This window comes from Pseudonocardia cypriaca (assembly GCF_006717045.1).
GTDB classification, from domain to species: Bacteria; Actinomycetota; Actinomycetes; order Mycobacteriales; family Pseudonocardiaceae; genus Pseudonocardia; species Pseudonocardia cypriaca.
Genome location: NZ_VFPH01000003.1, coordinates 744,207 through 758,507, shown reverse-complemented (window position 1 = coordinate 758,507; position 14,301 = coordinate 744,207). Strand labels below are relative to the sequence as shown.

16 protein-coding genes are annotated in these 14,301 nt (G+C 72.4%); 4 read left to right on the top strand and 12 right to left on the bottom strand.

Going from position 1 to position 14,301, the window contains the following annotated elements; genetic code table 11:
• Positions 1-7 precede the first annotated feature (7 nt).
• A complete protein-coding gene (locus FB388_RS35340; RefSeq protein WP_142107016.1) occupies positions 8-517 on the top strand; it encodes an anthrone oxygenase family protein in 510 nt (169 codons plus the stop codon).
• Between the two features lie 57 nt (positions 518-574).
• Here FB388_RS35340 and FB388_RS35335 read toward each other — a convergent pair whose 3' ends face one another.
• Complete coding sequence (locus tag FB388_RS35335; RefSeq protein ID WP_142107015.1) at positions 575-781, bottom strand: DUF397 domain-containing protein; 207 nt, start codon at positions 779-781, stop codon at positions 575-577.
• 21 nt (positions 782-802) lie between these two features.
• Entirely contained in the window at positions 803-1,648 is an 846-nt protein-coding gene (locus tag FB388_RS35330) for a helix-turn-helix domain-containing protein (RefSeq protein ID WP_142107014.1), read from the bottom strand.
• Positions 1,649-1,958: 310 nt separating this feature from the next.
• Between FB388_RS35330 and FB388_RS35325 the strand changes: the two genes are divergently transcribed.
• Positions 1,959-2,858 carry a DMT family transporter gene (locus tag FB388_RS35325; RefSeq protein ID WP_142107013.1) on the top strand — a complete coding sequence of 300 codons (900 nt, stop codon included), beginning with the start codon at positions 1,959-1,961 and terminating at the stop codon, positions 2,856-2,858.
• Here the strand turns inward: FB388_RS35325 and FB388_RS35320 are convergent.
• The 7 genes from FB388_RS35320 to FB388_RS35290 all read right to left on the bottom strand — a co-directional run bounded on the left by FB388_RS35320 (position 2,855) and on the right by FB388_RS35290 (position 9,242).
• On the bottom strand, positions 2,855-3,976 hold the full coding sequence (locus tag FB388_RS35320) for an epoxide hydrolase family protein (RefSeq protein ID WP_142107012.1): 1,122 nt from the start codon (positions 3,974-3,976) through the stop codon (positions 2,855-2,857). The two genes, FB388_RS35325 and FB388_RS35320, sit on opposite strands and share 4 nt — an antisense overlap.
• A gap of 36 nt (positions 3,977-4,012) precedes the next feature.
• Positions 4,013-4,795, bottom strand: a complete 783-nt coding sequence (locus tag FB388_RS35315; RefSeq protein WP_142107011.1) for a putative hydro-lyase — start codon at positions 4,793-4,795, stop codon at positions 4,013-4,015.
• On the bottom strand, positions 4,792-5,670 hold the full coding sequence (locus tag FB388_RS35310) for a 5-oxoprolinase subunit C family protein (RefSeq protein ID WP_142107010.1): 879 nt from the start codon (positions 5,668-5,670) through the stop codon (positions 4,792-4,794). The genes FB388_RS35315 and FB388_RS35310 overlap by 4 nt, the downstream gene beginning before the upstream one ends.
• A complete protein-coding gene (locus tag FB388_RS35305) occupies positions 5,667-6,272 on the bottom strand; it encodes a 5-oxoprolinase subunit B family protein (RefSeq protein ID WP_142107009.1) in 606 nt (201 codons plus the stop codon). The genes FB388_RS35310 and FB388_RS35305 overlap by 4 nt, the downstream gene beginning before the upstream one ends.
• Positions 6,269-7,039, bottom strand: a complete 771-nt coding sequence (locus FB388_RS35300; protein WP_142107008.1) for a LamB/YcsF family protein — start codon at positions 7,037-7,039, stop codon at positions 6,269-6,271. The genes FB388_RS35305 and FB388_RS35300 overlap by 4 nt, the downstream gene beginning before the upstream one ends.
• Complete coding sequence (locus tag FB388_RS35295; protein WP_142107007.1) at positions 7,036-8,253, bottom strand: NRAMP family divalent metal transporter; 1,218 nt, start codon at positions 8,251-8,253, stop codon at positions 7,036-7,038. The genes FB388_RS35300 and FB388_RS35295 overlap by 4 nt, the downstream gene beginning before the upstream one ends.
• A gap of 416 nt (positions 8,254-8,669) precedes the next feature.
• Positions 8,670-9,242: an SACE_7040 family transcriptional regulator gene (locus FB388_RS35290; RefSeq protein ID WP_142107006.1), complete on the bottom strand. Its 573-nt coding sequence runs from the start codon at positions 9,240-9,242 to the stop codon at positions 8,670-8,672.
• An 86-nt stretch (positions 9,243-9,328) separates the two neighbouring features.
• Here FB388_RS35290 and FB388_RS35285 point away from each other — a divergent pair, with 86 nt between their 5' ends.
• Positions 9,329-11,143 carry an ATP-binding protein gene (locus tag FB388_RS35285; RefSeq protein WP_142107005.1) on the top strand — a complete coding sequence of 605 codons (1,815 nt, stop codon included), beginning with the start codon at positions 9,329-9,331 and terminating at the stop codon, positions 11,141-11,143.
• On the opposite strand, the gene FB388_RS35280 is transcribed toward FB388_RS35285, so the two are convergent.
• Both FB388_RS35280 and FB388_RS35275 read right to left on the bottom strand, forming a co-directional pair.
• On the bottom strand, positions 11,119-11,793 hold the full coding sequence (locus tag FB388_RS35280; RefSeq protein ID WP_142107004.1) for a response regulator transcription factor: 675 nt from the start codon (positions 11,791-11,793) through the stop codon (positions 11,119-11,121). The two genes, FB388_RS35285 and FB388_RS35280, sit on opposite strands and share 25 nt — an antisense overlap.
• 25 nt (positions 11,794-11,818) lie before the next feature.
• Entirely contained in the window at positions 11,819-13,069 is a 1,251-nt protein-coding gene (locus FB388_RS35275; RefSeq protein ID WP_142107003.1) for an MFS transporter, read from the bottom strand.
• A 65-nt stretch (positions 13,070-13,134) separates the two neighbouring features.
• Between FB388_RS35275 and FB388_RS39760 the strand changes: the two genes are divergently transcribed.
• Positions 13,135-13,566 (top strand): hypothetical protein, encoded by a 432-nt coding sequence (locus FB388_RS39760; RefSeq protein ID WP_170225981.1) that lies wholly within the window; start codon positions 13,135-13,137, stop codon positions 13,564-13,566.
• Positions 13,567-13,641: 75 nt separating this feature from the next.
• On the opposite strand, the gene FB388_RS35260 is transcribed toward FB388_RS39760, so the two are convergent.
• Positions 13,642-14,187, bottom strand: coding sequence for a three-helix bundle dimerization domain-containing protein (locus FB388_RS35260; protein WP_142107001.1), 546 nt, complete (start codon positions 14,185-14,187; stop codon positions 13,642-13,644).
• Positions 14,188-14,301 lie beyond the last annotated feature (114 nt).

Genomic DNA, 14,301 nt, shown 5'->3' with positions numbered 1-14,301 from the left:
GGCCGACATGAGAGTGCTCCAGACCGTCGTGCTCCTGACGGCCACGATCAGCACGGGCGCCATCGCGGGGTTGTTCTACGCCTACGCCTGCTCGGTGATGCCGGGACTGGCCCGATCGTCCGACCACACCTTCGTGGAAACGATGCAGAACATCAACCGGGCGATCCTCAACCCGGTGTTCCTGGTGCCGTTCGTCGGCTCGATCCCCCTGGTCGGACTGGCGGTGGTGCTGGCATGGGGCATGCCGGGGAGCCCGGCACTGCCCTGGATCATCGCCGCGCTCCTGGTCTACGTGGTGGCGTTCCTCATGACGATGGTCGTCAACGTGCCGCTGAACAACGCGCTCGACGTGGCCGGGGACCCCGACGGCATCAGCGACCTCGCCGCGGTCCGCGCCCGCTTCGAGGACAGCTGGGTCCGGTGGAACAACCTGCGCACCATCGCCCACACCGTCGCCTTCGGCCTCCTCGCATGGGCCCTCGTCGCGCACGGGGCGCTGAGCAGCGTGGAAGCCTGAGCGCGCACGTACTCGCCGGTCGTGCCGACGAGAACCTGGGACCGCCTGCCCGCGAGGTCAGCGTGACGTGAACTCGCCGCAGCGCACGCCTGACAGGAAGGCGGCCCAGGCCGCGGCGGTGTGCACGTGGGGCGGGCGGCGGCGGGCCTTCGTGTCGCGCACCGCGACCCGGCCTTCGGGGAGGAAGGCGACCTCGACGCAGTTGTTGCCGCCGTCGCTGTTGCTGAAGCTGCTGGTGCGCCACCGGATGCCGGTGCGGTCCACGGCGCACCTCGTTTCCGTCCGCTACGTCTCCGCGGCCACCCGCTCGATCAGCGCCACGGACTCTTCGACGTCGAGCGCGAGTGACCGCAGCCGGTCGAACGTGAGTGTAGCTACGGCGACCTCGCTCTCCTTGTTGATGTGGACGGCGCCGACCGGATGCTCGACGTAGACCATGTCTCCGAAGTCGATGTCGCCGAAGGTGAGCAGGGTGAACGGGGCGGAGAGCCCGGGGTGCGCGCCGAGGCTCAACGGCAGGACCTGCAGCGTCACCCGGTCAAGAGCCGCTGCCTCGGCGAGGTGCGCGAGCTGCACCCGCATCACCGCCCGCCCGCCGACGGGGCGACGCAGGACCGCCTCGTCGACCACCGCGATCAGCTCGAGCGGGTCCTCGTCGGAGGTCAGCCGTTCCTGACGCCTCCCGCGGATGGCGGTCAGGTTGGCCAGCTCGGTCTCGCTCCTGCGGTGCAGCGTGGCCGCGAAGACGGCCTTGGCGTACGCATCCGTCTGCAGCAGTCCGGGAACGAAGGCAGCCGTTGCCTCGCGGATGAGGGTCGCCTCCGCTTCGAGCGGGACATAGCCCTTGTCGTCCAGGCCGTAGGCCCGCCACCAGCCCTTCTCGGAGGCCGCTCGGGTGAGGTCTAGCAGCTCTTCCCACTGGGGTCCGACCACTCCGTAGACGTCCATCATCGTGCGCACGCCGTGCACGTCGACGCCCTGGCGCCCGTTCTCGATCCGGCTGAGCTTGCTGCTCGACCAGTCGAAGGCGGGCGCCGCGATCTCCAGCGACAACCCCGCCTGCTCCCGCAGCTCCCGCAGGATGCGGCCGAGATGCAGCCGCCGTACAACTGCCCCGTTCGGTCCGGCCACGTCGTTCCGTCTCCACTCCACGACGCTTGGTGATCGCCGCAGTGTGCCAGGCGGGCGAGCGGAGGTGGGTTGCCCACATCCGGCACCCGGACCCGGCTGATCGGCGCGAGACGCACACCACGGCGCTGCCGACCGCACGGAAGTACTCCTCGGGCCGCTCGGCCGCGGATGTTCACGACGAGCCGCACGTCACAGCGGTTCGTCCAGCGCAGTCGAGCTTCTCGCAACGATCATCGTCCGCCGCGGAACCGGCAGTGCGATGTCCGAAAACCGCGTGGTTCGGTCGGTGCGTGGAGTTAGCGTTCCGACCATGACCACTCTGCCCACGCGACCAGCCGTGCCCGCTTCCCGCTACCGGTGGAGCGCACTGGTGGCCGTCGCGGTCACGGTGCTCTCGTGGGCGGCGGCTTTCGTGGCGATCCGGGCGGTCGGAGCGTCCTACGAACCGGGCCCGCTGACGCTCGGCAGGCTGCTCGTCGGGTCGCTCGCGCTCGGCGCCGGGCTGCTGGTGACCCGCCGCTGGGTGTGGCCGACCCGGCGGGAGTGGGCCCTCGTCGTGCTGTGCGCGCTGGCGTGGTTCGCCGTCTACAACGTCGCCCTCAACGCGGGCGAGCAGCGCGTCGACGCCGGCACGTCCGCGATGCTCGTCGGTGTCGGGCCGGTCCTCATCGCGCTGTTCGCCGGGCTGTGGCTCGGCGAGGGCTTCCCGCGCTGGTTGGTGATCGGCGCGATCGTCGCGTTCTGCGGTGCACTGCTCGTCGGCGCGGCCACCGCGGGCGCGGCGGAGTCCGACGTGCTCGGCGTCGTGTTCTGCCTCGTCGCCGCCGTCACGTACGCGGTCGGGGTGCTCGCGCAGAAGCCGGTGCTGCGCAGGCTGCCCGGGCTGCAGGTCACCTGGCTCGCCTGCACGATCGGTGCGGTCGCCTGCCTGCCGTTCGCGCCTGGCCTCGTCAGCGAGCTGGCCGCCGCACCGGCCGGGGCCACGGCCGGGCTCGTCTTCCTCGGCGCGGTGCCCACCGCGCTCGCGTTCAGCACCTGGGCCTACGCGCTCGCTCGGATGGACGCGGGCCGGCTCGGCGTGAGCACCTACCTCGTGCCGCCGGTCGCGATCCTGCTGTCCGCTGTGCTGCTCGGCGAGGTGCCGCCGCTGCTCGCGCTGGTCGGGGGCGCGATCTGCCTCGTCGGCGTCGGGCTGTCCCGCAGGCGCTAGCGGAGCTTCCCGAAGAACTCCTCGATGTCGGCCGCGAGCCCCGCGGCGTCCACCATCGCCACCATGTGGCTCGCGGCGTCGCGGCCCGACCACTGCACGATGTCGTTGTTCCGCTCCGCGATCCGCCGGAAGGCGTCCGGTCCGCCGTGGGACACGCCGGTCGGCACGACGGCCTGGTCGATCGGCATACCGGCGGCACCGTCGTAGTAGGTCCACGACGACGAGCCACCGGTGCCGGTGAACCAGTACAGCGACGCGGTGGTGAGCAGCTGGTCGCGGTCGAGGTGGGGAAGCAGGGGGTCGGTGCCTGCCGGCCAGCCGTCGAACTCGGCGAGCCGCTCCACCAGGTAGGCAAGCTGCACGACCGGCGAGTCGAGCCAGCCGTACGCGAGCGTCTGAGGGCGGTTGGCCAGGTACGTGCCGTACCCGCTGCCACCTGCGAACAGGGCGGCCATCCGCTCCAGGCCGGCGCGGTCCGCGTCGGTCAGGCCCTCCAGCTCGGCGGGGTCACCGGTCGGGATGCCGACACCGGCCGTCATGTGCACCCCGACGAGGTGCTCGGCGTCGACGAGCGCCAGCTGCGGAGACACGACCGCACCCGCGTCGTTACCGTGCGCCCCGTACCGCTCGTAGCCGAGGCGCGCCATCAGCTCCGCCCAGGTCCGCGCCACGCGCTCCGCGGTCCACGGCCGCTCGTCGGCCGGCTCGGGGAACGTTGAGTAGGCGAAGCCCGGCAGCGACGGTGCCACCACGTCGAATCCGCTCTCGGTGAGCGGCCCGACGAGCGCCGTGAACTCGGCGATCGAGTTGGGCCAGCTGTGGGTGATCACCAGCGGGAGCGCGTTCGGCTCGGGGGAGCGGATGTGCAGGAAGTGGACCTGCTGGCCGTCGATCTCGGTCAGGAACTGCGGGAACTCGTTCAGCCGCGCCTCCTGCGCGCGCCAGTCGAAGCCGGTGCGCCAGTACTCGGCGAGCTCCCGCAGCTGCGCCACCGGCACGCCGCGACCCCAGCCGCCGGGGAGCTGGCGCGGCCAGCGGGTGCGGGCGAGCCGGTCGGCGAGGTCGTCCAGGTCGGCCTGCGGGACGTCGATGCGGAAGGGGCTGATCTCGTCGCTCATGACGGTGACGGTATGAGCGATGTAGGTCAGGTCCCGTCACACATGCCGGATGCGGTAGTGCTCGTCCTCGGCGTCCGTGATCAGCATGTGCCCGGGCGCGTGCGAGATCGCGAGCGCAGGCTTCGACTCGACGACCGCGGCCTGCGGCGTGACGCCGCAACCCCAGAAGACGGGCACGTCCCCCGGCTCGAACCGCACCGGGTCGCCGTAGTCGGGGGCGTCGAGGTCGCGGATGCCGAGCTCGCGCGGATCGCCGACATGCACGGGAGCGCCGTGCACCGCCGGGTACGCAGCCGTGACGCGCACGGCCGTCTCGACGAGCGCCTGCGGAACCGGCCGCATCGACACCACCATCGGCCCGCTGATCGCACCGGCCGGCCGGCAGCGCACCGATGTGCGGTACATCGGCACGTTGACGCCCTGCTCGACGTGCCGCACCGGCACGCCCGCTGCGCCGAGCGCGCGCTCGAAGGTGAAGCTGCAGCCGATGAGGAAGCCGACGAGGTCGTCCCGCCACCACTCGCGGACGTCCGTCGGCTCGTCGCTCAGCTCGCCGTCGACGTAGACCCGGTACCGCGGGATGTCGGTGCGGATGTCGCCGTCGAGCAGCGGGCCGGACACGGAGCCCGCCTCCAGCACGTCCAGCACCGGGCACGGCTGCGGGTTGCGCTGGGCGAACAGCAGGAAGTCCCACGCGATGTCCTGCGGCACCGCGATCAGGTTGGCCTGCGTGTAGCCGTCGCACCAGCCTGCGGTCGGCGTGACGAGCCCGGCGCGGAACTTCTCCCGCGCGGCGGTGGGGGTGTCGGAGCGGCTCACGGGTTCTCCTGCCACGGCGGCGGAACGAGGACGAACCGCACGTGCTGGCCGGGGCGCACCTGCGCGGCCCGGTCGACGTCGGCGTCGAGGACGACAGCGGCCACCGGGTAGCCGCCGGTGACGGGGTGGTCGGCGAGGAACAGCACCGGCTCGCCGCCGGGCGGCACCTGAACCGAGCCGCGGATGATGCCCTCGCTCGGCAGCTCCCCCGAGTCGGCGCGTTCGAGGGGGTCGCCCTCGAGCCGCATGCCCACCCGGTCGCTGCGGCTGGAGGCCGTCCAGCTGGTGCGGGCGAGCGCCCCGACATCGGTGAAGAACTCGGCGCGCGGGCCGGCGACGGCCCTGAGCACGACCTCGTCACCCGTGGGCAGCGCCACCGGCGCGACGTCGATCAGGGGCAGCGCGTCGGGCTCCGTCCCGATCGGGAGCATCGTCCCCGGCGTCAGCTTCTCGGGCCCGAGGCCGGACAGGATGTCGGTGCTGCGCGACCCGAGCACCGGATCCACCGCGATGCCGCCGCGGACCGCGAGGTAGGTCCGGAGGCCGGTGGGGGGCACCCCCAGCCTCAGCACCTGGCCCGGATGCAGCGTGACCAGTGCGTGGTGCCCGACCGGTGTGCCGTCGACGTCGGCGGGGGCGGGCGCACCGGACAGCGCCACCGTGAGCAGGCCGTGGGCCCGCACGGCGAGCCCGCCGAACACGACCTCGATGCCCGCGGCGCCCTCGGGGTTCGCGACGAGCCGGTTGGCCAGGCGCAGCGCCCCGCGGTCGGCGGCACCCGAACGACCCACCCCCGTGGCGGCGAGGCCTGGCCGTCCCAGGTCCTCCACCAGCGCCAGCGCGCCGGTGGCGACCACCTCGAGCTTGCGGGTCATCGGACCGCCTTGAACTCGACCGTGCACCCTGGCTGTAGTAGCGCACCGCGGTCGATGTTCCAAAGCTCCGCGTGGGTGCGGCCGATCAGCTGCCAGCCGCCGGGCGACGAACGCGGGTACACGCCGCTGAACTCGCCTGCCAGCCCGACCGATCCGGGGGGCACCGACGTGCGCGACACCTGCCGCCGGGGAACCTCGAGCCGCGGGTCGCCGCCGACCAGGTACGCGAACCCGGGAGCGAACCCGCCGAACGCGGCCCGCCACGGGGTGCCGGTGTGGGCGGCGACCACACCGTCCGCACCGAGCCCGGTGAGCTCACCGACCTCTTCGAGGTCGGGGCCGTCGTAGACGACCTCGATCTCCACCCGCTCCCCATCGGACAGCCCCGCGCCCGCTCCGACGTCGAGGTCCAGCACGGCACGCCGGACCTCGGTGAGGTCGGTGCCCGGCTCGACGCAGAGCAGCACCGTGCGCGCGGCCGAGACGACGTCGAGGACGCCGGCCGGCGGCGCCGCCCGCACCGCGTCGGCGAGCGCGAGCACCTCGGGCAACCCGTCGACCTCGACGAGCAGCCCGCTGTCCCCACACGGCAGTACCTTCACCCCGACTCCTCCACGAACGGGCGCAGCTGCACGCCCGCGGCCTCCAGCCCGGCGCGCACCGCCTCGGCCATCGCGACCGCACCCGGCGAGTCCCCGTGCACGCACGCCGAGTCGGCGTTCACGTGCACATCCGTGCCGTCGACCGCGGTGACCTTCCCGTCGGCGACCATCCGCAGCACGCGGGCGGTCACCTCCTGCGGGTCGTGCAGCAGGGCGCCCGGCTGCGATCGGGGCACGAGCGTGGCCTCCGGGGTGTAGCCCCGGTCGACGAAGAACTCGCGCACCGTGCGCAGCCCGACCGCCTCGGCGGCGGCGAGGAACACCGAGCCGGGGAGCCCGAGCACGGGGAGGTCCGGGTCGTAGGCGCGGACGGCGGCCACCACCGCGGCCGCCTGCGCCTCGTGGTGCACGATCGCGTTGTACAGCGCTCCGTGCGGCTTCACGTACCTCACGCGGGTGCCGGCCGCCCGGCAGATCCCGTCGAGCGCCCCGATCTGGTAGACGACGTCGTCGGTCAGCTCGGTCGGCGTCACGTCGATGAAGCGCCTGCCGAACCCCGCGAGGTCGCGGTACCCGACCTGTGCCCCGACCGCGACCCCTCGCTCCGCGGCCAGGGCACAGGTCCGTCGGAGAGTCGTCGGGTCGCCCGCGTGGAAACCACACGCGACGTTCGCCGAGGTGACGAGCGCGAGCATCGCCGCGTCGTCCCCCAGCTCCCACCGGCCGAACGACTCTCCGACGTCCGAGTTCAGATCCACCACGCTCATGCGAACAGCTTGCCCAGTCCCGACAGGGACGAGTAGCCCATGTAGAGGGTGAGCAACCAAGCGGCCACGCCGATGCCGAGCAGCCACGCCGGGTACTTGTAGCCGCCGAGCAGGTCCCGCCTGCGCCACGCCACCCAGAGCACCACGGTGAAGCCGATCGGCAGGATCAGCCCGTTGAACGCGCCCGCGAACACCAGCAGCGCGGCCGGTGCGGCGCCGAGCAGCAGGTAGATCACGGCCGAGAGGGCGATGAAGCCGATCGTGAGCAGGTTGCGCGTGCGGTCGCTCGTCGTGGAGCGGGTCAGGAACGAGACCGAGGTGTATGCCGCCCCGATCACGGAGGTGATCGCCGCCGCCCACAGGATGATGCCGAACAGCCGGAGTCCGACCTCGCCCGCGGCGGCCTGGAAGGCGCTGCCCGCCGGGTTGTCCTTCGCCAGCGCCACTCCGCCTGCCACCACGCCGAGCACCGCGAGGAACAGCACCACGCGCATGATCCCGGTGACGATGATGCCGATGACCGAGCTCTTGGCGATGCTGTCCGCGTGCTCGGGCCCGGTCATGCCGGAGTCGAGCAGCCGGTGCGCTCCCGCGTAGGTGATGTACCCACCGACGGTTCCGCCGATGAGGGTCGTGATGACCAGGAAGTCCACCTGCTCCGGCAGCACGAAGTTGCGCAGCGCGTCGCCGACCGGCGGTTGCGAGACGATCGCGACGTAGGTCGTCATGAGGATCATCAGGGCGCCCAGCACCACGACGATCCGGTCCAGCGCGACGCCGGCCTTCTTGCTGAGGAAGATCGCGATCGCGATCACCGCGGAGATCACCCCGCCGATCCGGGCGTCGACCCCCAGCATCGCGTTGACGCCGAGCCCGGTGCCGCCGACGTTGCCGATGTTGAACACCAGCCCGCCGATGACGACGAGTGCCGCCAGCACCCAGCCGACTCCGGGGAGGATCTTGTTGCCCAGCTCGTGCCCGCGCTGACCGGACACGCCGATCACCCGCCAGACGTTCAGCTGGACCGCGATGTCCACCAGGATCGACGCGAGGATCGCGAACGCGAACGCCGCCCCGAGCTGCGCGGTGAAGGTCGCGGTCTGGGTGATGAAGCCCGGGCCGATCGCGCTCGTGGCCATCAGGAACATCGCGCCGAGCACCGCACTGCGACTCGTTGCCGAGCCCACCGCGGTCACCGCCTTCGTATCGCTCATCACTGGCTCCTTCCAGGATGGGTGACCCGCGGCACACCGCCGCTGGCTTGGATGGGAGCGTAAGGATTGTTCAACGATGGAGCAATACCTCAAGAAGAACTTCTTGTTACGAAGGGCGGGGCCGGCCCATCTCGGCAAACGGCCCCTGTACATCGCACCGGCACCGGGCGGACACTGTGCGCGACCGCGCTTGACACGCGGTACGGGTGTGCCCGCCCGACCCGATGCGCGGTCAAGGGCCGTCGACCGATCCCCCCTCCTCGGTCGACGGCCCGTCCGCCTCAGCGTGCGCGTGCGCAGAAGCCGCTGCAGACCGAGCTCGTAGCGGAACACCTGGCCGGTCTCGACCGTGTCGCGCATGGCGGTCAGTGCCGCTGCGCTGGTGAGCTCGCCACCGAGCAGCGCGGAGAAGTGGGTCAGGACAGGGCGTGCAGCGCGGCCAGGGCCATCTTGCGCAGCAGCGCCGCGGCCTCCGGGGTGCGCCCGGCGTGCGGTGTGGAGTTGAGCAGCCCGAACGTCGCGTGTGCCGCGGTGCGGGCGGCGTCCACCGGCAGGCCGGGGTGCGCGCGTCGGAGCGCGTCGACCCAGATCTCGACGTAGGTGCGCTGCAGCCGGCGCACCCTCCTGCGGTCGGGGGTTGGCAGGTTGGCGAGGTCGCGGTCCTGCACGACGATCAGCTCGGGCTCGCGCTGGGCGAAGTCGGCGTGGAACTCCACGAGAGCGGCGAGCAGCTCGTCCGGGTCGGCGGTCCGGTCCGCCCGGACCTGCCCGCCGGCCAGCAGGTGCTCGCTTATCCCGACGAGCAGCTCGGCGAGCAGCGCTTCCTTGCCGGGGAAGTGGCGGTAGAGCGCCGGACCGCTGATGCCGACGGCTGCTCCGAGGTCGGCGATGCTCACCCCGTGGAACCCGTGGCGAGCGAAGAGCTGCGCGGCCACCGTGAGGATCTGCTCCCGCCTGCTGCCGGCAGGGGTCGCGGCGGGCGTGGCCATGCGCCGTAGCCTAACCGCGGGTTAACGCGCGCTAACAGGCTTTGCGATCTCAGCCCGGCCACAGTCGCGGTCGATACCCTGTATCGATGCCCCGGCCGCTGGGATGGCTGCGTGCGCGCATGGGCGTGCGCGCGGTGTCGGCGCTGTCCGCGGCCATCGTGGTTGCGCTGGCGCTGCTGGTGGCGGGCGCCGCGCTCGTGCTGCTCGTCCGGCAGTCGCTGTACCAGCAGGTGAAGGCCGACGCGAAGGCCCAGGCCCAGGTGATCGTCGCTCGGCTCGAGGGCAACTGGCGGGGCGCGGCCAACGAGAACGCCCGCGAGGCGCTCGACGCGCTGATCAGGCAGTCCGACCTCGCGCAGGTGCGGGTCAAGTACGGCGACGGCGATGACGGCGACACCCCCACGTGGACCATCGAGGCCGGCACCGACGCGGTGGGCCGGAACGTCCTGATGTCGGACGTCCGGCCGGCCGACGACGAGACCGTCGTCCAGTCGAACGTGCCCGTGCGCAAGGTCGACGGCACCGTCGTGGACACGGTGCTCGTGGCGAGCGGCACCGGCTCGGCCAGCCGCGACGTGATCCTCCTGTACGCCGCGCCGCTCACGGCGGTCGACGCCACGACCCACACGCTGCTGTTCTACCTGATCTGGGGCGTGCCCCTGCTCATCCTGGTCGCCGGGGTCACCACCTACCTGTTCTCCGGCCGTGCGCTGCGCCCGGTGGAGGCGATGCGCAAGCAGGTGTCGGCGATGACCGAGAAGGAGCTCGGGCAGCGAGTGCCGGTGCCGCCCGCCCGCGACGAGGTGGGCCGGCTCGCCGAGACCATGAACGACATGCTGGCCCGGTTGCAGGACGCCCAGGGCGTGCAGCGCAGGTTCGTCGCCGACGCGAGCCACGAGCTGCGCAGCCCGCTCGCCACGATCGCCACCGGCCTCGAGCTCATGCAGAACGGCACCGTCGACGGCAGCACGATCACCGCGCTGCGCGGCGAGGCCGCGCGGTTGAACAACCTCGTCGACGGGCTGATCCTGCTCGCCCGCGCCGACGAGCGCGGGCTGCAGCCCCGGCGCGAGGAGGTCGACCTCGACGAGGTCGCCGAGCTGGAACGCGGCCGGCCAGCCGAAGGGGCGGTGGTCGCCGAGGTGCGGGCCGTTCCCGTGCGAGTCATCGGCGACCGCGGGCAGCTGGCGCGGGTGGTGCGCAACCTGGTGGACAACGCCCGCCGGCACGCCCGCTCCCGGGTGCTCGTCACGGTCGGGCGCGACGGCGACACGGCGGTCCTCGAGGTCTCCGACGACGGTCCGGGCGTACCCCAGGCCGACCGCGCCCGCGTCTTCGAGCGGTTCGTCCGCCTCGACGACGCCCGCGCCCGCGCCGACGGCGGCTCCGGGCTCGGGCTGGCGATCGTCGCCGAGGTCGTGGCCGCCCACGGGGGCACCGTCGAGGTCGCCGACGGCCCCGACGGCGGCGCACTGTTCCGGGTGCGGATTCCTGCTGCTCCCGCCCCCGAAGCGCAACCGGACGAGGCCCCGTCCGCCGAGGTCGCGTCGCCCGGCACGCCGGAGCAGGCAGCCGCACCCCTCGCGAAGCGCACCGCTTCGCACGACTGGTTCAGCGCCCCTGCGCCCCCGGGTGACGCCGGGGCGGGCGATGCGGCCTGGACCGGCGAGGCCGTGTGGTCCGGCGGATCACCGGAGGGCCGGTCCCGGGCTCCGCGGGCTGCCCTCCCGCCGGACGCCCAGCGGCAGCCGGTGCGGGACGAGGAGGCCCGGCGCGACCCGGCCACCTCGCCGACCGGCATCCCGGTCGTCGAGCCGGCCGAGCCCGCCGAGCCGAAACCGGCGCGCCGCCCGCACCGGTTCCCGTCGCCGCGGCCTCAGCCCGGCTCGGCCATGCGGTAACCGACCCCGCGCAGCGTCTCGATGCTCCTGGTGCCGAACGGCGCGTCGATCTTGCGACGCAGGTAGCCGACGTACACCTCGACGACGTTGACCTCGCCCTCGTAGTGGGCGTCCCATACGGCGCGCAGGATGTCGGTCTTGGTGACGACCTCGCCCGCGTGTCGCATCAGGTGCTCGAGCACGCCGAACTCGCGCGGCGTGAGCGTGATCTCGACCTCGCCGCGGTGCACGCGGTGCCGCGCGGGGTCGAGCTTCAGGTCGCCGACGGTCAGCACCGTCGGCCGGGCCTCGCCCGCCCGGCGCAGCAGGGCGCGCAGCCGGGCGAGGAGCACGACGAACGAGAAGGGCTTGACCAGGTAGTCGTCTGCGCCGAGGTCGAACGCGTCGGCCTCGTCGTACTCGCCGTCCTTGGCGGTGAGCATGAGCACCGGCGTCCACACCTCGGCCGCGCGCAGGTGCTGCAGGATCCGGTACCCGGACAGGCCGGGGAGCATGATGTCGAGGACCACGACGTCGTGCTGGCCGGTGCTCGCCGCAGCGAGCCCCGACATCCCGTCGTGCACGACCTCCACCGAGTGCCCCTCGGCGGCGAGCCCGCGCCGCACCATCTCCGCGAGCGGCACCTCGTCCTCGACCAGCAGTACCCGCACGCCTAGACGGTATCGGCCCGGCTGCTCACGGGGCCGCGCCGGTGAGCTCGGCCCCGCGGGTCTCCGGCAGCAGGAGCGAGCAGAGCGCCATCACGAGGTAGGCGATCCCGGCGAACACGGCGATGGCGACCCCGATCGAGATCGCGTCGGCCAGCAGGCCGACGAGCAGCGGGAAGATCGCGCCGATCCCGCGGCCGAAGTTGTAGCAGAAGCCCTGGCCGGAACCGCGCAGCTCGGTGGGGTACTGCTCGGTGAGCAGCGCGCCGAGACCGCTGAAGTACGCAGACGACACGAAGCCGAGCGGCAGCGCGAGCGCGGTGAACACCGCGGTGGGCAGGTTCAGCAGCGTCATCGGCAGGACGATCACGAACGCCGCCACCGCGCACACGACGAGCGCGGGCCTGCGACCGAGCCGGTCGGTGAGCCAGGCGCCGAAGAGGTAGCCGGCGAGTGCCCCGACGATCACCAGGAGCAGCGTGCCGCCGATGCCGAGGACGTCGAGGCCGCGTGCGCTGCGCAGGAACTGCGGCAGGAACGTGGTGAGCGAGTAGTAGCCGCCCTGAGCGCCGGTGCACAGCAGCGCGCACACCACCGTGGTGCGCAGCAGGCCGGGGCGGAAGATCCCCAAGAAGGAAGGGCGGCCGTCGGGCCGGTCGGTGTGCCGGACGAACACGTCGGGCTCGGGCACGTGCCTGCGGACCCAGAACACGCCCAGCGCGGGCAGGACGCCCAGCGCGAACAGCACCCGCCAGCCCGTCTCGGGCGGGAACAGCGACTGCGTCAGCACGAACAGCCCGACCGCGACACCCCAGCCGACGGCCCAGCCGCTCTGCACGGTGCCAACCGCCCGCCCGCGGTACTGCGCCCGGACCGTCTCGCCGATGAGGATCGCCCCGACCGCCCACTCGCCGCCGAACCCGAACCCCATGAGCCCGCGGAAGATCAGCAGCTGGGTGGCGTCCTGGGCGAACGCGCACAGCAACGTGAACACCGAGAACCACGCCACCGCGATCTGCAGCATCAGCGCCCGGCCGTAGCGGTCGGCCAGCACGCCCGCCGCCCATCCGCCCACCGCGGAGCACAGCAGGGTGACGGTGCCGATCAGGCCCGCCTGCGCGTTCGACGCCAGCAACCCGATGGAGAGCAGCACCGGGATCAGGAGGCTGTAGATCTGGACGTCCATCGCGTCGGTCGCCCAGCCCCCGAAGCAGGCCCAGAACGTCCGTCGCTCGCGCGGTGACATCGACCGGTACCAGCGGCCATCGGTGGCGGTCATCCGCCAGGCGTACCACGCCCTATGATCATCCGCGACTAACCCGATCGGGTGAACGAGAGGTTAACGTGGGCTGGGACGAGATCCGGGATCTGCACGTCGAATTCCTCGCTGAGCAGGGCTTCCGGCCGAAGGTCGACGACGAGGGCGACATCCACTTCCGCTACGAGGGCCGGCACCACTTCATCATGGAGACGCAGGACGAGCACTACTTCCACCTGCTGTTCCCGAACTTCTTCCCGCTGTCGAACGAGGCGGAGGTCGAGGAGGCGGCGCTCGCGGCCTCCGCGGCGTCGCGGGCCACCAAGGTCGCGAAGGTGTACCTCAACCCGGCGCAGGACAACGTGAGCGCGTCGGTCGAGCTGCTCGTCGCCGGCCCGGCCGACGTCCACGCCCACCTCCTGCGCTGCCTCGGCATCCTCGGCACCGCGACCGGGAAGTTCCTGGAGGAGATGAGCGCGCGGCTGGCGGCGGTGGCGCCGGCGGACAGCACGCCCTAGTCGCGGCGTCAGCAAGGTGGCTTTGCTGGCACGACACGTCAGCAAAGCCACTTTGCTGACGTCCGGGCCGCCTCCTCAGCTCGGGCGCACCGTCTCCTCCGGGTCCAGCAACCGCCGGACGGCCTTGTCCACGAGGACGGGCAGGTAGTCGCGGACCGTCGCCGAGTCGAGCTGCTGGCGCTGCTCGGCGATGAGCTGGAGCACCCGGTCCGCGTCGGAGCCGCCGTCCGGTGCGAAGTCGCGCAGCAGCCGCGCGGTGACGTCCTCCCACTGCTTGGCCATGCGCTCCGCCCACGCCTTGGCCAGGAAGTCCTCCTCCTCCGGCGGCGGTGCGGCCGCGGGAGCGGCCACCGCGGAGCGCGCGGGCGCTTCGACGCCGCCGGGGCCTGCCGTCGCCAGCTGGACGACGCGGGCCATGAGGCTCGGCGCTCCGGGCAGGCTGATCCGCCGGGACTCCGGGTCGAGGCGCGGGGCGTTTTCCACGAGCGGGCCGGACTTGAGATTGCGGTCGATCTTCCGGTGGACGTGCTTGAGGTTCTCGTCCATGCGGCGCGGGATGGGCTGCGCCCAGCGGGACGAGGAGTTCGACCGCTCGGGAGCGGATCCGGTCGGCGAGGTCACGGGCGGGATCCTCCGGTCGGCGTCGGGCTGATGATCAACCGATCGGGAGGCTATCGCCTCGCCCGGGTGGGCGTGCTGGCGCCGTTGGTTAATGAACGTTAACATCGCGATGGC